This window comes from Variovorax sp. efr-133-TYG-130, assembly GCF_030208835.1.
In the GTDB taxonomy this organism is placed as follows: Bacteria; Pseudomonadota; Gammaproteobacteria; order Burkholderiales; family Burkholderiaceae_C; genus Variovorax.
This window is the reverse complement of record NZ_JARVTD010000008.1, coordinates 39,353-58,693: the sequence shown is the minus strand read 5'-3', so window position 1 is coordinate 58,693 and position 19,341 is coordinate 39,353. Positions and strand designations below refer to the sequence as shown.

General features: G+C 68.3%; 16 protein-coding genes. 3 read left to right on the top strand and 13 right to left on the bottom strand.

What is annotated here, in order from left to right; all coding sequences use genetic code 11:
- Positions 1 to 130: 130 nt before the first annotated feature.
- The 13 genes from QRN67_RS10290 to QRN67_RS10230 form a co-directional block, all read right to left on the bottom strand.
- Positions 131 to 1,324 (bottom strand): fumarylacetoacetate hydrolase family protein, encoded by a 1,194-nt coding sequence (locus QRN67_RS10290; RefSeq protein WP_081268107.1) that lies wholly within the window; start codon positions 1,322 to 1,324, stop codon positions 131 to 133.
- A 74-nt stretch (positions 1,325 to 1,398) separates the two neighbouring features.
- On the bottom strand, positions 1,399 to 5,169 hold the full coding sequence (locus tag QRN67_RS10285) for a molybdopterin cofactor-binding domain-containing protein (protein ID WP_285411673.1): 3,771 nt from the start codon (positions 5,167 to 5,169) through the stop codon (positions 1,399 to 1,401).
- Positions 5,166 to 5,666 (bottom strand): (2Fe-2S)-binding protein, encoded by a 501-nt coding sequence (locus tag QRN67_RS10280; RefSeq protein ID WP_285411672.1) that lies wholly within the window; start codon positions 5,664 to 5,666, stop codon positions 5,166 to 5,168. The genes QRN67_RS10285 and QRN67_RS10280 overlap by 4 nt, the downstream gene beginning before the upstream one ends.
- Positions 5,644 to 6,813 carry an ABC transporter substrate-binding protein gene (locus QRN67_RS10275; RefSeq protein WP_285411671.1) on the bottom strand — a complete coding sequence of 390 codons (1,170 nt, stop codon included), beginning with the start codon at positions 6,811 to 6,813 and terminating at the stop codon, positions 5,644 to 5,646. Before QRN67_RS10275 ends, QRN67_RS10280 begins: the two co-directional genes overlap by 23 nt.
- Positions 6,814 to 6,856: 43 nt before the next feature.
- Complete coding sequence (gene pncA, locus QRN67_RS10270) at positions 6,857 to 7,582, bottom strand: bifunctional nicotinamidase/pyrazinamidase (RefSeq protein WP_285411670.1); 726 nt, start codon at positions 7,580 to 7,582, stop codon at positions 6,857 to 6,859.
- A gap of 28 nt (positions 7,583 to 7,610) precedes the next feature.
- Entirely contained in the window at positions 7,611 to 8,345 is a 735-nt protein-coding gene (locus QRN67_RS10265) for an ABC transporter ATP-binding protein (protein ID WP_285411669.1), read from the bottom strand.
- Positions 8,342 to 9,124, bottom strand: coding sequence for an ABC transporter ATP-binding protein (locus QRN67_RS10260; protein WP_081268101.1), 783 nt, complete (start codon positions 9,122 to 9,124; stop codon positions 8,342 to 8,344). Before QRN67_RS10260 ends, QRN67_RS10265 begins: the two co-directional genes overlap by 4 nt.
- On the bottom strand, positions 9,121 to 11,052 hold the full coding sequence (locus QRN67_RS10255) for an ABC transporter permease (RefSeq protein ID WP_081268100.1): 1,932 nt from the start codon (positions 11,050 to 11,052) through the stop codon (positions 9,121 to 9,123). Before QRN67_RS10255 ends, QRN67_RS10260 begins: the two co-directional genes overlap by 4 nt.
- 79 nt (positions 11,053 to 11,131) lie before the next feature.
- Positions 11,132 to 12,337 carry an ABC transporter substrate-binding protein gene (locus tag QRN67_RS10250; protein ID WP_285411668.1) on the bottom strand — a complete coding sequence of 402 codons (1,206 nt, stop codon included), beginning with the start codon at positions 12,335 to 12,337 and terminating at the stop codon, positions 11,132 to 11,134.
- Positions 12,338 to 12,476: 139 nt separating this feature from the next.
- Positions 12,477 to 13,061 (bottom strand): amino acid synthesis family protein, encoded by a 585-nt coding sequence (locus QRN67_RS10245; RefSeq protein WP_081268098.1) that lies wholly within the window; start codon positions 13,059 to 13,061, stop codon positions 12,477 to 12,479.
- 41 nt (positions 13,062 to 13,102) lie between these two features.
- Positions 13,103 to 13,744 carry an amino acid synthesis family protein gene (locus QRN67_RS10240; protein WP_081268097.1) on the bottom strand — a complete coding sequence of 214 codons (642 nt, stop codon included), beginning with the start codon at positions 13,742 to 13,744 and terminating at the stop codon, positions 13,103 to 13,105.
- A gap of 21 nt (positions 13,745 to 13,765) precedes the next feature.
- On the bottom strand, positions 13,766 to 14,683 hold the full coding sequence (locus QRN67_RS10235) for a UPF0280 family protein (RefSeq protein WP_285411667.1): 918 nt from the start codon (positions 14,681 to 14,683) through the stop codon (positions 13,766 to 13,768).
- Between the two features lie 8 nt (positions 14,684 to 14,691).
- Positions 14,692 to 16,311 carry a 6-hydroxynicotinate reductase gene (locus tag QRN67_RS10230; RefSeq protein WP_285411666.1) on the bottom strand — a complete coding sequence of 540 codons (1,620 nt, stop codon included), beginning with the start codon at positions 16,309 to 16,311 and terminating at the stop codon, positions 14,692 to 14,694.
- A 324-nt stretch (positions 16,312 to 16,635) separates the two neighbouring features.
- On the opposite strand from QRN67_RS10230, the gene QRN67_RS10225 reads away from it, so the two are divergent.
- From QRN67_RS10225 to QRN67_RS10215, 3 genes are read left to right on the top strand one after another with little or no spacing between them, the layout of a single operon-like run.
- Positions 16,636 to 17,409: a ferredoxin--NADP reductase gene (locus tag QRN67_RS10225; protein ID WP_081268094.1), complete on the top strand. Its 774-nt coding sequence runs from the start codon at positions 16,636 to 16,638 to the stop codon at positions 17,407 to 17,409.
- Between the two features lie 19 nt (positions 17,410 to 17,428).
- Positions 17,429 to 18,184: a TetR/AcrR family transcriptional regulator gene (locus tag QRN67_RS10220; protein ID WP_285411665.1), complete on the top strand. Its 756-nt coding sequence runs from the start codon at positions 17,429 to 17,431 to the stop codon at positions 18,182 to 18,184.
- Complete coding sequence (locus QRN67_RS10215) at positions 18,139 to 19,338, top strand: amidohydrolase family protein (protein ID WP_285411664.1); 1,200 nt, start codon at positions 18,139 to 18,141, stop codon at positions 19,336 to 19,338. The genes QRN67_RS10220 and QRN67_RS10215 overlap by 46 nt, the downstream gene beginning before the upstream one ends.
- Positions 19,339 to 19,341: the final 3 nt, after the last annotated feature.

Here is a 19,341-nt window from a genome sequence, read left to right as displayed (position 1 = left end):
CCCTGTTCAACCATTCTTAAGGCTCGGTATCTTGAGGGGAAGCCAACGCGTGGTCAACAACAACGGAGTGCAACGTACTGTCTCTGAATCACAAAGGAGTACAACTTCTCGAAAACATCAAACAGAACGCCTACAACTCCGAAGACAGCAACCCACGCGCACCCAGATTGCGCATCAACGCACTGATACCGAAAGTCCACATCGGCGCCTGGTCCGCATGAACCACGCGATTGACCAGTGCACCCAGCTCCGGCGCGGCAATGCGCACACGGTCGCCTACGACATGGGTGAATCCTTGCCCGGGCCCGTGACGATCTTGTGTCGGAGCGAACATGGTTCCCAGAAACAACATGAATCCGTCGGGGTAACCGTGATTTTTTCCCGTTGTTTGCGAGACAAGATCCAGCGGGTCTCGGCTGATCTTCGACAAGGAACTCGATCCCTGGAGCGTGAAGCCTTCGGGCCCCGTCACTTCCAGCGCAACGGTGATGCGCCGCACGTCGTCGATGCCGAAGTGCGCATCGAACAGCCGGATGAAAGGACCGATGGCGCACGACGCGTTGTTGTCCTTCGCCTTGCCGAGCAGCAGCGCGCTGCGGCCTTCGAAGTCGCGCAGGTTGACGTCGTTGCCCAGTGCGGCACCGAGCGTTTCGCCGCGGCTGTTCACCGCGAGCACGACCTCGGGCTCGGGGTTGTTCCACACCGAGCCCGAATGGATGCCGACGTCGGCGCCGGTGCCCACGGCCGCAAGCACCGGCGCCTTGGTGAAGATCTCCGCATCGGGGCCGATACCGACCTCGAGGTACTGCGACCACACGCCCTGCGCGATCAGTACTTCCTTGACCTTCATCGCTTCGGGCGAACCGGGCACGATGTCGGCAAGGTTGTCGCCGAGCACGCCGCCGATGGCCGCGCGCGTGGCCTCGGCCTTCGACGCATCGCCGCGCGCCTGTTCCTCGATCACGCGTTCCAGAAGGCTGGCAACAAAGGTCACGCCGCTGGCCTTGATGGCCTGCAGGTCGCAGGGCGCGAGCAGCCAGGGCTTGGCCGCGTCGCGCACGCTCTCGTCGCTGTTGGCAATGGCTTCGTCGAGCGATGCGATGCGCGGCGCGCCCTGCAACGCACGGCGAACGGCCTCTGCAGGCGATCCCTTGGCTTCGAGCAGGTCGCTCATGGTCGGCGCGAGCTTCGACAGGTCGTACAGGCTGCCGTCGTGCACGCCCACGAGCACGGGGCCGACGCCCGGTTGCCACAGGCGCCCGACGAGGGTGGCGCGCTCGGCGTCGCTGGGGAGGCTGGAAGAAGCGGAGAGGTTCAGTGGCATGGCGTGATGTCTCTTTGGATGGTGCTACGTGGCATCGTAGCGGCGCATCCGGGAAACGGCAGCCAAAGCCCCTGTCAGTGCCCCGCGCGGTGTGCCGGGGCGGCGCGCACGCGTGCCACCTGCGCTGGCAGGTCGGTCCACGCGGGCTCCTGCGGCGCGAAGCGCGCGCGCATGTAGCCGGCCAGCTCGGCGATCTGCCGGTCGTCGAGCGCTTCGCGGAACGCCGGCATGAAGCCGATGTCGCGCGTGGCGGGCTCGCGCACGCCGTCGAGGATGGTGCGCAGCAGGTTGTCGGGCCGCACGCTCGTGAGGTTGCTGTTGAGCGCGAGCGGCGTGTTCACGCCGAGCAGCGTGGGGCCGTTGCCGTCGTGGTGGCATGAAGCGCAGGCGCTGTCGAACATGCGCTGCGCGGGGCCGAGCAGCTGGCCCTGCGTGCGCGCCGCGTTGTCGACCATCTGTTGCGCCACGGCCTTGGGATCAGCGGCGGGCTCCGGGTTGAAGGAGCCGAGGTAGGTGGCCATCGCGCGCACGTCTTCGTCGGGAAGCTGCTGCATCTCGCGCACCACCTCGGCCATCGGGCCGCCGGCGATGCCGTGGCGCTGTGTGTGGCCGTGGCGCAGGTAGCGATAGAGCTCGTCGGCATCCCACGGCACGGCGGATTTCGACAGATGCGTGAGCGCCGGCGCTTCCCAGCCGTCGACCATCGCGCCCGAGAGGAATGCGCTGCCGCCCTGCTCCGCGCCCAGCGCGTTGCGCGGCGTGTGGCAGGCGCCGCAATGGCCCAGGCCGTTGACGAGATAGGCGCCGCGGTTCCACTCGGCGCTCTGCGTGGCCACGGGCTGCATGGGCGTGGGGTCGTGGAAGAGCGCGTTCCAGCCGGCCATCAGCGGCCGCATGCTGAACGGGAACCTGAGCTCGGACTTCGGCGTTTCCGCGCGCACCGCGGGCATGGACATGAAGTACGCATAGAGCGCCTGCAGGTCGTCGTCGCTGGTCTTGGCGAAGGCTGTGTAGGGGAAGGCGGGGTACAGGTAGTGCCCGTCGCGCGAGACGCCTTCGCGGATCGCGCGCTGGAAGGCGCTGAACGACCAGCGGCCCAGGCCGGTGTCGGCATCGGGCGTGAGGTTGGTGGTGTAGAGCGTGCCGAACGGTGTGTCCATGGCGCGGCCGCCCGCGTTGGGCACGCCGCCGGGCGCGGTGTGGCACACGGCGCAGTCGCCGGCTGCGGCGAGCACCCGGCCGCGCTCGATGGTGGCCTGGCTGTAGACCGGCGCGGTGAGCGACACGGGCGCGATGGCCGAACGCCAGCCGAGCAGGCCCGCAATGACGCCGATGCCGCCGACGACGAGGGCTGCGCCAGTCGCCCACACGCCCTTGCGGTGCGGCCAGGCTGCATTGCTCCTTGCCTCTCTGGGGGAAGGCCGGGATGGGGGTACGGCAGCGTCACCATCGGAGCGCCGCATGCCCCCACCCCCGCCCTCACCCGGAGGGGCAGCGAGCAGACCCCGGTTCAATTCAGCCAGCACCGTCTCCGGCGTGAACGGCGGCGAGCGGAACCGCACCCCCGTCGCATCGAAGATCGCATTCGCGATCGCCGCCGTGCCCGGCACCGACGACGACTCGCCCGCACCCAGCGAAGGCTCGCCCGGCCGCGGCATGTGCATCACCTCGATCACCGGCACTTCGCGGAAGTTGATGATCGGGTAGCTGCCCCACTCGCGGCTCGCGACCACGCCCGAAGGCAGCACGCCCGGCAGCTGCGCACCGGGCTGCCCTTGGTGGTGCTGCTGCTGTTGCTGCTGCGGCGCGAACTGCACCCGCTCCTTCAGCGCCCGGCTGGTGGTCTGGATCACGTTGCCGTGCACCTGGTGTTCCACGCCCGCCGGGTTGATCATCAAGCCCGCGTCATGCCCCACCACCACGCGGCGCACATGCACCTCGCCGGTCTTGCGGTTGACCTCCACGTCGGCCACCCATGCGGCCCACGCCGCGCCGAAGCCCGGCCACTTGCTGTGGATGTAGCGCGCATAGGCAAAGCCCTGGCCGAACAGGATGTCGCCGCCCTCGCCCAGCCCGCCGTCGGCGTTCTCCTGCGGGCCGGTGCGCATGCGCCAGCCGGCCTTCTGCGCGGTGGCCTGCACCAGCTCGGCCGCGCGCGGGTCCTGCAGGTAGCGCAGGCGGAACTGCACGGGGTCGACACCCGCCGCCGTGGCAAGCTCGTCGATGTACGACTCGTGCGCGAACGAGCTCGGCAATGCCGACACGCCGCGCAGCCATGAGGCGCGCACGATCGGCGCCATGTCGTTCACCTTCACGCGCAGGTTGTCGTAGCTGTACGGCGGGCGCGCGGTGCGGTCGCCCATCTCGTAGGCCTGCGCCACCGGCTCGATGGTGCGCGTGAGCAGCAGCGCCAGCGTGGGCGCGCCGTTCGACGGATACGAGGTCTCGAAGTCGTAGGCGGCGACGCGCCCGTCGGCCATGAGGCCGCCGTCGATCTCCATCAGCTGCGCGGCGCCCTTGGGCTCCCACGCATGCTCCTGCTCGCGCGTGAGCTGCACCCGCACGGGCGCACCCACGGCGCGCGCGAGCAGCGCGGCATCGGCGGCCACGTCGTCGGCGCCGTTGCGTCCGTAGCAGCCGGCCGCCTCCATGCGGACCACGTCGACCTGGACGTCTTCCACGCCCATGAGCTTCGCGAGGTCGGCGCGCAGCACGTGCGGGTTCTGCGAACCGGCCCAGCAGCGCAGCTGCATGCCGCTGCCGTCGGCCGGCTGCCACTCGGCCAGCGCGCACGACGGGCCGATGGACGCGTGCATCTGGTACGGCCACACGTAGGTGCGGTGCATCGGCTGCGCGGCGGCGGCGATGGCGCCATCGACATCGCCTTCGTCGACCAGCAGGCGCTGCGTCGAGGGGTTGTCGCGCAGCGCCTGCGCCACGTCGCCCAGGTCCGGCATGCCGGGCCACGGCTTCCAGGTGACGCGCAGCTCGCGCAGTGCCTGTTCGGCATGCTCTTCGCGCTCGGCCACGATGCCGACGAAGTCGCGAATGACCACCACCGCGCGGATGCCGGGAATGTGCCCGATTGACGACTCGTCGACCGCCTCCAGCGTGTTGCCGATGAACTCGCCGTGGTCCGCGCCCGCGTAGGGCGGGCGCACCACGCGGCCGTGCAGCATGCCCGGCACGCGCATGTCGTGCACGAACACCAGCTCGCCGGCAAGCTTGGCCGGAATGTCGACGCGCGCCTGCCGGGTGCCGACCACGCGATAGTCGGCGGGGTCCTTGGGCTGTGCCTTGGCATCGAGCCGCAACACGGTGCGCTGGCCCGCGACGAGATCGGCGTAGCCGACGTGGCGGTCAGGCGCTTCGGCGACACGCACGATGCCGTTGCGCACCTGCAGCGCATCGGCAGGCACGCCGAGCCGTTCGGCGGCGCGCGCCAGCAGCCATGCGCGCGCCTGCGCGGCCGCAAGGCGCAACGGCTGCGCATGGATCTGGATCGACGCGCTGGCGATGGTCGCGCCCTGGTTGGGGGCGCGCGCGGTGTCGCCGAGCATCATGCGCACGCAGGGCATGCCGAGGTCGAGCTCCTCGGCCACGATCTGCGCGAGCGCGGTCTGGATGCCGGTGCCCAGGTCGACGTGGCCGTTGAGCGCCGAGGCGCTGCCGTCGTCCCACACGGCGAGCAGCACCTCGTCGCCTTCGACGGGGTTGCTGGCGATGAAGGCGGGCTGGCCCTTGGCCGGTGGCGGCGGTGGTGGCGTCTCGCGCAGCACCAGCAGCACGCCGCTGGCAGCGAGGAACTCGGCGCGCGTCCGAGGCAGGTCGGCGCGGCGCGTCATGGCGCTTGCCCGACGCGCATGCGCAGCGCCGCGCGCTGCACGGCATCGAGGATCTCGATGTGCGTGCCGCAGCGGCACAGGTTGCCCGACAGCTCGCCGCGGATGCGCGCCTCGCTTGCGTGCGGATCGCGCGCCAGCAGGGCCGCGGCCTGCATGACCATGCCGTTGAGGCAGTAGCCGCACTGCGCGGCCTGCGCATCTTCGAAGGCGGCCTGCACCGGATGCCAGGCGCCGCGCGAGCCCAGCCCTTCGAGCGTGGTGACGGCGCGGCCCGCCACGCCGTGGGCGGGAATCACGCAAGAACGCGCGGCCACGCCGTCGACGTGCACGGTGCAGGCACCGCACTGCCCCAGTCCGCAGCCGTACTTGGGGCCGTTCAGCCCCAGGTCGTTGCGCAGCAGGTGCAGCAGCGTCGCCTCGCGCGGCAAGCCTTCGATCGACTGCGCCTGGCCGTTGACCAGCAGGTGCAGCGGCTCAGCGCCGCAACTGGCCGTCACGGGTGTACATCTCCAGGTCCACGAAGGTCGAGCCGTTGTGGTTCTTCGCGCTGTATTCGACGGGGAAGTCGCCGAAGCGCGTGCTGCCGATGCTCTCGAGCCCGGCGATGAAGCCGTCGCGCGTGAGCGCCTTGCCCGCGCGGCGCAGGCCCTCGACCATCACGCGCGCGGCGATGTAGCCTTCCAGCGCGGTGTAGCTGTCGATCTTCTCGCCGAACTCGGCGCGGTCGCGCTGGTAGTCGGCCACGATGGGCACGCGCAGCGCCTGCGGCGGCGGCACGATGCTGGCCGTGACCAGCCCCGCGAGCTTGCCGTCGAGCCGCTTGGCCGAGCCTGCCGCGTCGGTGATGCCGACCGACAGCGTGTACAGCGGAGCGCCCGCGCCGCTGGCACGGTAGTCGCGCATGAACACCTCGACCATGCGACCGGCCATGATCATCAGCACGGCGCCCGGCTTCGCATCCGCCAGGCCCGCGACGACCGGCTTCGCGTCTTCGGCGGCGATGGCCAGCGGGAAGGTCTTCACCACCTTCACCTTGTGGTCGGCCGCCAGCTCCTCGCAGGTCGCGAGGTTCGACTTGCCGAAGGCGCTGTCCTGGTAGACCACGGCGATCGACTGGATGCCGATGGTCGACAGGTGGCTGATGATCTTGCGCAGCTCGAGGTCGTAGCCCGCGCGCACGTGGAACAGGTAGCGGTTGGTCTTGGTGCGGAACGACGTGGTGCCCACCAGCGGCGCGAACATCGGCACGCCGGCCTTCTCGGCGAGCGGCATCGCCGCGGCCAGGTTGCCGGTGGCCACGTAGCCGGCGAGCGCGAAGACCTTGTCCTCGTCGATCAGCTTCGCGGTGTTGACGGCGGTCTTCGCGGGGTCGTATGCGTCGTCGTAGGTGACGAGTTCGATCTTGCGGCCGTTCACGCCGCCCGACTTGTTGACGCGGTCGAAGTACAGCTTGATGCCCGCGCGGTAGTCGACGCCGAAGTCCTTGGCCGGCCCGCTGAACACGGCCGACTGGCCGATGCGGATGGCGGTGTCGCTCACACCGTTCGTGCCGTTTTCCGCGCGTGCCGGCCGCAACAGGCCGGGGCCGAGGGCCATGGCAGCGCCGCCCGCCACCATGGCGCGCCTTGAAATGGAAAGCTTCATGCGTCGTGGGTCTCGTGCTTTTGTTGTTGTTCCCGGTGCGGGCTCAGGCGGCGTGGATGTCCGCGGACTGGATGCGCTTCACGCCCTTGGCCGTCATCTGCTTCCACGCGGCGGCCAGCGAGCCGTTGAGGTCGATGCCGCGCGTGGCGTCCTCGATCACGTAGGCCTCGAAGCCGGCCTTGCGCGCGTCCATGGCGGTCCAGGCCACGCAGAAGTCGGTGGCCAGGCCGGTGACGAACACGGTCTTGATGCCGCGCGCCTTCAGGTAGCCGGCCAGGCCGGTGGCCGTCTTGTGGTCGGCTTCCTCGAAGGCGGAGTAGCTGTCCATGTCCTTGTGGAAGCCCTTGCGGATGATGAGCTGCGCGGTGGGCACCTTCAGGTCCTTGCCGAGCGCGGCGTCGTCGGTGCCCTGCACGCAGTGGTCGGGCCACAGTACCTGCGTGCCGTAGCTGAGCTTGGTGGTCTCGAAGGGCTTCTTGCCGCTGTAGGTGCTGGCGAAGGAGGCATGGCCCGCCGTGTGCCAGTCCTGCGTGACGACGATGTTCTGGAACGCGGGCGCCAGCGCGTTGATGACCGGAATGACCTCGTTGCCGCCCTTCACCGCCAGCGTGCCGCCGTCGAGGAAGCAGTTCTGCACGTCCACCACGATCAGCGCGGCCTTGTCGCCGGGCTTGATCTTGCCCGCCGCGAAGGCGTTGAAACCGACACTGCCGAGGCCGCCTGCCAGCCCGAGGGCGGCGGCGGATTTCACGAGGGTTCTGCGATGCATGGCGTGGACTCCGGGGGTTGAAGAAAAATCAGACGCTGAGGTAGGCGCGGCGAACCTCGTCGTTTGCGGCAAGCTCGGTCATCGTGGCGTGATAGCGGATCTGGCCCTTCTCGAGCACATAGGCGCGGTCGGACACCAGTTCGGCGAAGTGCATGTTCTGCTCCGACAGCAGGATGCTCACGCCCTGCGCCTTAAGCTCCAGGATCATGTTGGCCATCTGCTCGACGATCACCGGCGCCACGCCTTCGGAGGGCTCGTCCAGCAGCACGAGGTAGGGGTTGCCCATGAGCGTGCGCGCCACGGTGAGCATCTGCTGCTCGCCGCCGCTCATGCGCCCGCCGGGACGGTTGGGCATTTCGCCGAGATTGGGGAACAGCTTGAACAGGCGCTCGGGCGTCCACAGCGGCGCGTCGGTGCCGTCGGCCCAGCGGCGCGCGGGCTGCTTGCCGACCTCGAGGTTCTCCATCACCGTGAGGTCGGTGAACACGCGCCGGTCTTCGGGCACGAAGCCCAGGCCCAGGCGCGCCGCGTGGTGCGGCTCGCTCTTCGAGATGTCGTGGCCCAGGAAACGCACCGCGCCGCGGCGCTTGGCGAGCATGCCGATCAGCGCCTTCAGCGTGGTCGACTTGCCCGCGCCGTTGCGGCCCATGAGCGCGACCACTTCGCCGCGCCGCACTTCGAGGTCGACGTCATAAAGAATCTGCGCGGCGCCGTACCAGGCGCACAGGGCCTTGGCCTGCAGGAGGGGTTCACGGTCGCTCATGCAGCTTCTCCAACGGCCGCAGCCTTCTTCTCGAATGTCTTGCCCGTGCCGAAGTACACCTCCTGCACCTTGGGATGGTCGCGGATCTCCAGCGGCTTGCCCTGCGCGATGAGCCGGCCGCGCGCCAGCACGATCATGCGGTCGGCATACGCGAACACCACGTCCATGCTGTGCTCGGTGAAGAGCACGGCCATGCCGCGCTGGATGACCAGTTCCTTGGTCAGCGCCATGAGCGAGTTGCGCTCCTTGGGCGCCATGCCGGCGGTGGGCTCATCCATCAGCAGCAGCTTGGGGCTGTTGGCCATGGCAATGGCGAGTTCGACGCGCTTCACGTCGCCGTACGCCAGCACGCTGCAGGGCCGGTCGGCCTGCGACTTCATGCCGACCTGGTCGAGCAGCGCCAATGCCTCGTCGCGCTTGTGGTCGGCCGCGCGGCGCCACATCGAGAACAGCTTGCGGTCATGCGAAAGCAGCGCCATCTGCACGTTCTCGACCACGGTGAGCGAAGCGAAGGTCTCGGCGATCTGGAAGGTGCGGCCCACGCCCATGCGCCAGATCTCGCGCGGCTTGCGCCCCACGAGTTCCTGGCCGTCGAGCGTGATGGAGCCCTGGTCGGCCTTGAGCTGCCCGTTCACCATGTTGAAGGTGGTGGACTTGCCCGCGCCGTTGGGGCCGATGAGCGCGAGCAGTTCTCCCGGCGGCAGCTCGAAGCTGATGCCGTCCACGGCTTTGACGCCGCCGAAAGACTTGCCGAGATTGTCGACTTTGAGGAGGCTCATGCCTTCACCTCCTCGAGCTTGGCTTTGTCGGCATCCGCGTCGTGCCGGGGCGAGCGCCAGCGTTCGGCCAGCTGCTTGATGGAACCCGCGATGCCCTGCGGGAACAGCAGCACCAGGATGAGGATGATGGCGCCGAGCATCGCGCGCCAGTAGTCGGTGTTGCGCGCCACGGTGTCGTGCAGCCACGTGAAGGTGACGGCGCCGACCACCGGACCCGCCAGCGTCTGGATGCCGCCCAGCAGCACCATCACGAGGCCGTCGACCGACTTGCCGACCGACAGGCTCTCGGGCGAGATGCTGCCCTTGGAGAATGCATACAGCGCGCCGGCCAGGCCCGCCACCGTGCCCGCGATGACGAACGCCGCCCACTGCATGCGCTTGACGTCGATGCCGATGGCGTCGGCGCGCAGCACCGAGTCGCGGCCCGCGCGCAGCGCATAGCCGAAGGGCGAGAACAGCACGCGCCGCAGCCACCACACGCCGGCGCCCACGAGCACCAGCGTGAGCCAGTAGTACGCCTGCTTGTTCGACAGCCACTCCGAGGGCCACACGCCCGTGAGGCCATTGCTGCCGCCGGTGAAGCTGTCCCACTGGTAGGTGATGGCCCAGGTGATCTGCGCGAAGGCCAGCGTGAGCATGGCCAGGTACACGCCCGAAAGCCGCACCGCGAACCAGCCGTAGACCAGCGCGCCGAGCGCCGCGACGACCGGCGCAACCAGCAGCGCCACTTCCATCGGCAGGTGCAGCGAACGCACCAGCAGCGCCGCGCCGTAGGCGCCGAGGCCGAAGTACGCGGCATGGCCGAACGAGTGCATGCCCGCCGGCCCCATGATGAAGTGCAGGCTGGTGGCGAACAGCGCGGCGATCAGCAGGTCGATCATCAGCACCATCGTGTAGGGCGAGTTGACGGTAAGCAGCGGCAGCGCGGCGAGCATCAGCGCGAGCACCGCGGCGGCCACGAGGTAGGCATTGCCGGGCCGGCGCAGCGGCTCTTCCTGCATGCCCACGTAGCGGCTCGGCGCCTGCGGCCGGCCGAACAGGCCCCAGGGGCGCCACACCAGCACGATGGCCATGACGAGGAAGTCGACCATCAGCGTGAGCTTGGAGAACGACACGTCGATGCCGAAGATCTGCACCACGCCGAGCCAGATGCACACCGCCTTGATCTCGGCAATGAGCAGCGCGGCCACGTAGGCGCCGGGCAGCGAGCCCATGCCGCCGACCACCACCACCACGAAGGCGGCGCCGATGGTGTTCAGGTCCATTTCGAGCGTGGCGGGTTCGCGCGGCAGCTGCAGCGCGCCGCCCAGGCCCGCGAGCAAGGCGCCGAGCGCGAACACGGCGGTGAAAAGCCAGGCCTGGTTGACGCCCAGCGCGCTGACCATTTCGCGGTCTTGCGTGGCGGCGCGCACCAGCGTGCCGAAGCGCGTGCGGGTGAGCAGCAGCCACACCAGCCCCAGCACCAGCGGGCCGACGACGATCAGGAACAGGTCGTAGGAAGGAAACTGCCGCCCGAGGATTTCGACCGAGCCCTTGAGGCCGGGCGCGCGCGGGCCGAGCAATTCGTCGGGCCCCCAGAGCCACAGCACGGCGTCCTTGATGACGAGCACCAGCGCGAAGGTCGCGAGCAGCTGGAACAGCTCGGGCGCCTTGTAGATGCGGCGCAGCAGCACCACCTCGATCAGCGCGCCGAGCACGCCCACCGCCACCGCCGCGATCAGCAGCGCGGGCCAGAAGCCCAGGCTCGAACCCAGCTTGTCGACGAGCGTGTACGCGACATAGATGCCCACCATGAAGAACGAACCATGGGCGAAGTTGACGATGCGCGTCACGCCGAAGATCAACGACAGACCGGCCGCCACGAAGAAGAGCGAGGACGCGCCGGCCAACCCGTTGAGCAACTGAACAACGAAGCCTGAGAAACTCATAAGGACCCTGAGGAAACTGGAGACATCCGCATCCGCGCCTTGGTGCAAGGGCTGCGGATGCGGTGCAGGAGCCGCGCGATCAGTCGGCGGGGCGCATCTTCTTCACTTCTTCGTCCGAAGGCTGGAACTTGGCGCCGTCGAGGTAGACATAGTCGACCATCACGCCCTTGCCGCCGTCGTTCTTGGTCTTGCCCACGTACGCGCCCATGGTGGACTGGTTGTCCTGCGCGCGATAGTTGATCTTGCCGAAGGGCGTTTCGACCTGCAGGCCCTTGAAGGCGGCCACCAGCTTCTCGGTGTCGGTGCCGCCGGCCTTCTGGATGCCGGCCACGATCGAGTGGATGGCGCTGTAGCCCACCACCGAGCCCAGGCGCGGGTAGTCCTTGAACTTGGCCTGGTAGGCGTCGAGGAAGGCCTTGTGCTCGGGCGTCTTCACGCCGTTCCACGGGTACCCGGTCACGATCCAGCCGTTGGGCGCCTCGTCCTTCAGCGGGTCGAGGTACTCGGGCTCGCCGGTCAGCACGCTGACGACTTCACGGTCCTTGAACAGGCCGCGCGTGTTGCCTTCGCGAACGAACTTGGAGAGGTCGGCGCCGAACAGCACGTTGAAGATGGCGTCGGGCTTGGCGTCGGCCAGCGCCTGCACCACGCTGCCGGAGTCCACCTTGCCCAGCGGCGGTGCCTGCTCGGCGACGAACTCGACGTCGGGCTGCGCGGCCTTCAGCAGCGTCTTGAAGGTGGCGACCGACGACTGGCCGTATTCGTAGTTGGGGTACACGACGGCCCAGCGCTTCTTCTTGAGCTTGGCGGCCTCGGGCACCAGCATCGCGACCTGCATGTACGTGGAGGGGCGCAGCCGGTAGGTGTACTTGTTGCCGTTGCTCCAGACGATCTTGTCGGTCAGCGGTTCGGCCGCCAGGTAGAAGAACTTCTTCTGCTTGGCGAAGTCGGCCAGCGCCAGGCCGGTGTTCGACAGGAAGGCGCCGGCCAGCACGTCGATCTTCTCGCGCGAGATGAGTTCTTCGGCCACGCGCACGGCGTCGCCGGGGTTGGCGTTGTCGTCGCGGCTGATGAGCTCGATCTTCCTGCCGTTGATGCCGCCCTTGGCGTTGACCTCGTCGACCGCGAGCTCCATGCCCTTCTTGTAGGGCTCCAGGAAGGCGGGCTGCGCCTTGTAGCTGTTGATTTCACCGATCTTGATCACGCCCTGCGCGTGCGCGGGGACGAGGGCCGTGGCCAGCGTGACGACGGAGGCGGCGCAGAAAACATGGCGCAATGGATTCATCGAGAAGCTCCTGGAAGGGACAAGAAAAACGGGGTCTTTGCGGGAAACACCGCGGAACCGGCTTTGCCGGGCCGCTGGTGTTGGCCCCGGCGAGGGGGTTGGCGAAGCGACACGCAGTGCGCGAAGACTGGGGGTGTACTCATCTGAGACCGTCTTCGCCCTTGATCTCGCTGGCCTGCAGGCCGCCGATGCGCGGCAGCGGTCGGCCGCTGTCGGTGACGGCAACCGCCACCACGATCTCGTTGGCGCGCGGCGCGTCGCTCACGCGGGCTTCCACCGCGTCGAAATGGCTGCGCACGAAGGCCGCGTCCTTGTGGCCCAGCGGCACGTCGATGGCGGTGCCCAGCGAGCCGCGCTTCTTGGCCGAAGGCACCAGCGCCGCGCCCTTCTCGACCGCCACGCGCAGCGGCGCGCCGAGCTTGGGATGCAGGATGGCGGCGGCATGCTCGAGCTCGCCGTTCTCGCCGACGATCGCGGCCTTGCCGTAGCTCTGTGCCTGGCCGGGCTCGATGCCCAGCGCCTTCACGGCCTTCTGGCCCAGCAGCGCGCCGAGCTCCTCGCCGATGGCGATCAGGTCGTCGAGGTTCTCGCTGTAGCGGCCAGCGTAGGGGTTCTCGATCACGGCGATGGCGACGGCGCGGCGCGTGGGCGGCGTGATGTCCTTGCCCATTTCGCGGCGGGTTTCATCGACCTGGACGACGAGCTTGCGGATGTTGGCGGTCATGTTCTGTGTTCCTTGTCTTGTCTCTGTATGGATGCCGCGGCTCAGCGCAGGCCGTCCCACTTGCTGATGTCCTTGGCGAGCAGGCCACCGACGCGTGCGTGGATGCGATACCCGGTGCTCATCGCGAGGATGAAGACGATCTCGTCGGCCGCCGGCGCGCCGGGCACGCGCACCTCGATGGCGTCGAACTGGCCGCGCACGTAGCTGGCGTTGATGTTGGTGAGCGGCACGTCGAGCGCGGCGCCGGGCGGGCCGACCTTCTTGGTCGAGGGCACGATCGACAGCGCGTTGCCGGGCTGGCCCGTCTTTTCCTCGGGCTTGCCCGCGGTGTAGGCCGCGCGGTCGCCCTTCCAGCCGAGCAGTTCGCGCATGGCATAGCCGCCGGGCACATGCCACAGCGCGCCGTGCTCCAGCTCGCCGTCGGCGCCGACGATGGCGCCCTTGCCGTAGGTGGCGATCTGCTCGAGCGGCACGTCCATGGCGTCGTGCAGGCGGTGCGCCATGTCGACGCCCACGGGGTCGAGCAGCGCCATCATCGGCAGGATGTCGGGCTCGTAGCGGCCCGCGAAGGGATTGGCCAGCACCGCGCCGATGGCACCGCGCACCAGCGGGGTGTCGGCGCGCGGTCCGAACTCGTGGTGGATGTGCTCGACATGGGTGAAGACGCGGCGGATTTCGATCATGAAAAAGAACCTTGCTTTTCGTTAAGCAAATACTGAACCAACTGTTCTGGGCAGCTCTGTCTCGAGCGCCTTCGAGCATAAGGGTTCGACAAGACGCCACTGCCCCTGGCAAACGAGTAGAGCGGCCCATACGAGCCCGCCTTTTTGCAGGACTTTGGCGCACACCGCGCCCGTATCGAGTGCGCTGCGCACCTGCGCGGGGGGCAGCGCGGGCACGTCGACAGTGACAAGGGTGTCGCCAAGGTCGCTGTCGTCCTTGCATTGGCTGGCGGGGCGGCGCGCGATGGCGGCGTCGTCGACATCGACCGCGTTGGCGATCACCGTGGCGGCGGCGTCGGCCTGCGCCGCGGTGGCGGCCAGCACCGTCACGCTGTCGGCGATACCCAGCGAGAAGCTACGCCCGCGCCAGCCGCTGGTGGCGACGCCGCGCACCGGCTGCTCGGCGCGCAGTTCGAACCGGCCGTCGGTGGTGAGCAGGCCGCCCTCGCCGGCCATGTGACTGCGCAAGTCGAAGCGCGCGAGGTCGGCGTACACGCCCACGCGCGCCGACTGTCCGGGCGCGAGATGCAGCGCGATGTCGCCGCCGTTGTTGATCCATGCGCGCTCGATGCCGGGGCGCTCGTAGAACGCGATGAGCTCCTGCGCAACGGAGCCGGCCACGGCGGCCATCGGCGTGATGAACATCGGCGAGAAGGCGGCGCACGCGTCCCACATGCGGCGCGCGACCACGTTGCGCGGCCGCATCCTGTCGGTCACGGGCAGGCGCAGCAGCGGCAGTTCGCGCACCAGTTCGTCGAGCACGTGGACAAAGCGCGCCCACGCCGCGTCGTGCGCGGCGGCCACGGCGTACGGGTCGCCATGCGCCTCGGCCACGATGTCGATCGGGCCGTGGTTGAAGTGCCAGCGCCCTTCGCCGAGCGCGCTGCGTTGGGCGGTCATGGCTGGCCTCAGCCGAGCATCGGTGCGTGGCCCAGGGGCCACGGGTTGGCGTCGTCCATGGCGAGCCATTGGCGCGCGAGCGGCGCGCCGTCTTCCTGCCAAGCACCGCGCGCGAGCGCCTGCTCGAGCGAGAAGATGTGTTCCATGTGGCCGCCGAGCGCCTCGTAGTCGTCGCGCCGCATGCTGAATTCGATGGGCGCGACGATGGCCGGCGTGGGCACGGTGCCGAAGCTGTTGTCGGGCATGCGCATGACGTCGGCCATCACCGTGATGCCGCCGCCGGGCCACACATAGGCCGGCGCGCCGCCGCAGGTGACGTTGACCAGCGCGCGCTTGATGGCGCGCGTGAGCAGCACCGGGTTCTCGGTGACGCCGGCGCGCAGGCTTCCGCCCGCACCGCCGAGGAACAGCACGGTGCACAGGGAAGGCTCGCAGTTCTCGCCGATGCGCTCGACGATGCGGCGCACCTCGGGCGGCATCGGCTGCTCGACGGGCTGGAGCGCGTCGTCGAGCACGTACCACTGCGCGTGCTCGCCGGTGGTCGAGGTCATGAGCAGACGCAGGCCGGGCCGGGCCACGCCCTCTTCCCAGCCTTCGATGATCGCGAGCGGATCGGCGATGTCGGTGCCGCCCCAGCCGTTGCCCGGGTTCGCCACCTGGAAGTAGCGCCCCGGCGTCGACTTGCGCCCCAGCATCTGGATGCCCGAGGGCGCCATGTCGAGGCAGCGGCCGGCCTGGTGCTCGGTGAGCACGCCGGTGATGTGGTCGTCGACCACCACCACCTCGTCGGCCACGCCGGCGAACTGCCGCGCGAAGATGCCCACCGCCGCGGAGCCGCAGCCCACGCGCATGCGCTGCTCTTCCACACCGTTGACGATGGGCGCCTTGCCGGCCTGGATGACGAGCGTGGAGCCGCCGTCGATGGTGCACTCCACCGCCTTCTTGTTGCCCAGCAGCTGCATCAGCTCGGCAGTCATGCGGCCTTCCTTCTTGCTGCCGCCGGTGAGGTGATGCACGCCGCCCAGCGACAGCATCTGCGAGCCGTACTCGGCCGTGGTGACGTGGCCGACCACCTCGCCGCGGTAGCGCACGTTGGCCTGCTCCGAGCCGAGGAAGCGGTCGGTGTCGATCTTCACCTTGAAGCTGCAGTAGCTGAAGATGCCTTCGGTGACGACGGTGACCATGTCGACGCCCTTGGCCTTGGACGCCACGATGAAGGGCGCGGGCTTGTAGTCGGGGTAGGTGGTGGAGGAACCCACGCCGGTGACGAAGACTTCGTCGGCGTGCAGCAGGTCGCCGTTCCAGTCGGGCTCGGCCGGGGCCTCGGCGGGCGTTGCCCCGGGGCGGTCGAAGGGCACCAGCACCGGAGCCTCGCTTTCGACCGCGCGGCGCAGCAGCACCACGGGGTCGACGCGCACCAGCACGCCTTCGCGGTTGGCGTAGCGGTCGCAGGCGCCGGTGCGACCGTCGGAAATCTGGCACAGCACGGGGCAGGCGTTGCACTCGACCTTGGCCGTGCTCATGCGTTCGTTGCGCGGAGGCGCCTTGCCGAAGGCGCCGCTGCCGGCGTCGGCCACCACGGGCATGTCGATGCCGGGCAGTCCGTCTGTCTTGGTGTGTTCTGTCATCGGGGCGATCTCGTGGGCGTGTCGGTCGTGTGCGAAGGTGCAAACCAGGAAGCCGGTCTTTGCAACAAACGTGCCGTCCGCCCGCTTGTGCGCCGAGTTCCGTTTGTGTAGCATTCCCTACACTTTCATGTTGCGTTCACTACATTCGAGGGCAATGTAGCAAACAGGCCCGATGCTTGCAATGGTGTTTTCTCGCGATGTTCATCGGGGTTTTTCCGACCAACGACAATGGAGGGTTCGAAGCCGGCCGACGGCCGCATGCCCCTCAGGCGTGCATTTCGGCTCAGCCACCTTCCTCCGTCCCAACCAACTCTTGAGTTTCGTATGAGTGCATTCAGCGAAGAACGCGTCCTGAGCGTCCACCACTGGACCGACCGCCTGTTCACCTTCACCACCACGCGCGACCCGTCGCTGCGCTTCTCGAACGGTCATTTCACGATGATCGGCCTGAAGGTCAACAACAAGCCCCTGCTGCGTGCCTACAGCATCGTGAGCGCGAACTACGAGGAGCATCTCGAGTTCCTGAGCATCAAGGTGGAAGACGGCCCGCTCACCTCGAAGCTGCAGCACATCCAGGTGGGCGACACCATCATCGTGGGCCGCAAGCCCACCGGCACGCTGCTGATCGACTACACGCTGCCGGGCAAGCGCCTGTACCTGTTCGGCACCGGCACCGGCCTTGCACCGTTCATGAGCATCATCCGCGACCCGGAGACCTACGAGAAGTTCGAGCAGGTCATTCTGGTGCACGGCGTGCGCCAGGTCGACGAACTGGCCTACCACGACCTGGTGACCGACCACCTGCCCAAGCACGAGATCCTGGGCGAGATGATCGCCAACCAGCTGCTGTACTACCCCACCGTCACGCGCGAGGAGTTCCGCAACCAGGGCCGCATCACCGACCTGATCGAGAGCAACAAGCTCACCGACGACCTCGGCCTGCCGCCGCTCAACGTCGAGGAAGACCGCGTCATGCTGTGCGGCAGCCCCGGCCTGCTGGTCGACCTGAAGCACATCCTGGAGAAGCGCGGCTTCAAGGAAGGCAACACCAGCACGCCGGGCGACTTCGTCGTCGAACGCGCCTTCGCCGAAAAGTAGGCAGGACGTCGCGCGCACGATGGCCGACAGCCGCTCCACCGCCAAGCCCAAGCCGCAGCGCCGCACGGGCGTGCGCGAGGCGGCCGCACAGGCCACGCGCGACAGCATCCTGAAGTCGGCGACCAAGGTGTTCGCCAAGTACGGCTACGACGGCGGCAGCGTGGAGAAGATCTCCAAGGCCGCCAAGTCGTACGACCGCATGATCTATTACTACTTCGGCAGCAAGGAAGGTCTCTTCATCGCGGTGCTCGAAGGCATCTACCAGCGGATGGACGACGCCGAGGCCGCCATTGCGCTCGACGCTTCGCGGCCGGTGGAGGCGCTCACCGAAGTCATCCGTTTCGTGCTGGGCTACTACCGCAAGAACCCCGAGTTCGTCACGCTGCTGAACACCGAGAACCTGCACAAGGGCCGGCACATCTCCAAGTCGCTGCGCGCTCGCGAGTATTCGTCGCGCGCGGTGGCGATCATTGCGGAAATCCTGGCCAGCGGCGCCGCGCAGGGCCTGTTCCGCAAGGACCTTGTGGCGCGCGACATCTATCTGCTGATCGCGTCCACCGGCTATTTCTACACCTCCAACAGGCACACGCTCACCGCCTTCCTCGGCGAGCCGCTGGAGTCGCAGGAGGCGATCACGCACTGGGAAGACTTCGTGATCGAGACCGTGCTGCGCACCGTGCGCGCGGACGACGTACAAGACAATACCCCACCCCACGAGGAAAACACGAAATGGCAGAAATCGCAGCCGGCGGCAAGTCGGGCAAGGTCGTCATAAAGAACATCGGGCTGCTGCTCTCGGGCGACATCGACAAGCCCATCCTCGATGCCGACACCATCGTGGTGAACGACGGCCTGATCGTCGCGGTCGGCAAGGAGAAAGACTGCGACCTCGAAGGCGCGAAGACCGTCATCGACGCGAAGAAGACCTGCGTGGCGCCCGGCCTGATCGACAGCCACGTGCACCCGGTGTTCGGCGACTGGACGCCGCGCCAGGGCCAGATCGGCTGGATCGACTCGACCATGCACGGCGGCGTGACCACCATGATTTCCGCCGGCGAAGTGCACCTGCCCGGCCGCCCGAAAGACATCGTCGGCCTGAAGGCCCTGGCCATCACGGCGCAGCGCGCGTTCGACAACTTCCGCCCCGGCGGCGTGAAGGTACTGGCCGGCGCGCCGGTCATCGAGAAGGGCATGGTCGAGAGCGACTTCAAGGAACTCGCCGAAGCCGGCGTGGGCCTGCTCGGCGAAGTGGGCCTGGGCTCGGTCAAGGCCGGCTATGAAGCGAAGGAAATGGTGGCCTGGGCACGCAAGTACGGCATCCAGAGCACCATCCACACCGGCGGCCCGTCGATTCCCGGCTCGGGCCTGATCGACAAGGACGTGGTGCTCGAAGCCGACGCCGACATCATCGGCCACATCAACGGCGGCCACACCTCGCTGCCCGAGGCGCACGTGTGCGAGCTTTGCGAGAAGAGCTCGCGCGCCATCGAGATCGTGCACAACGGCAACGAGAAGGTCGCCATCGCCGCGGCCAAGGCAGCACTGGAGCTCAAGTGCCCGCACCGCGTGATCCTCGGCACCGACGGGCCCGCGGGCTCCGGCGTGCAGCCGCTGGGCATCCTGCGCATGGTGGCGATGCTGTCGTCCATCGCGAACATCCCGGCCGAACTGGTGTTCTGCTTCGCCACCGGCAACACCGCGAAGATCCGCAAGCTCAACTGCGGGCTGGTCGAGGTGGGCCGCGACGCCGACTTCGTGTTCATGGACCGCGCGCAGCATTCGCCCGCGCCGGGCCTGCTCGAAAGTGTGCAGCTCGGCGACATTCCGGGCGTGGGCATGGTGATGATCGACGGCATCGTGCGCTGCGGCCGCAGCCGCAACACGCCGCCTGCGACCGAGATTCCGGTGGTGGTTTCAGGCGCGCACTGACCG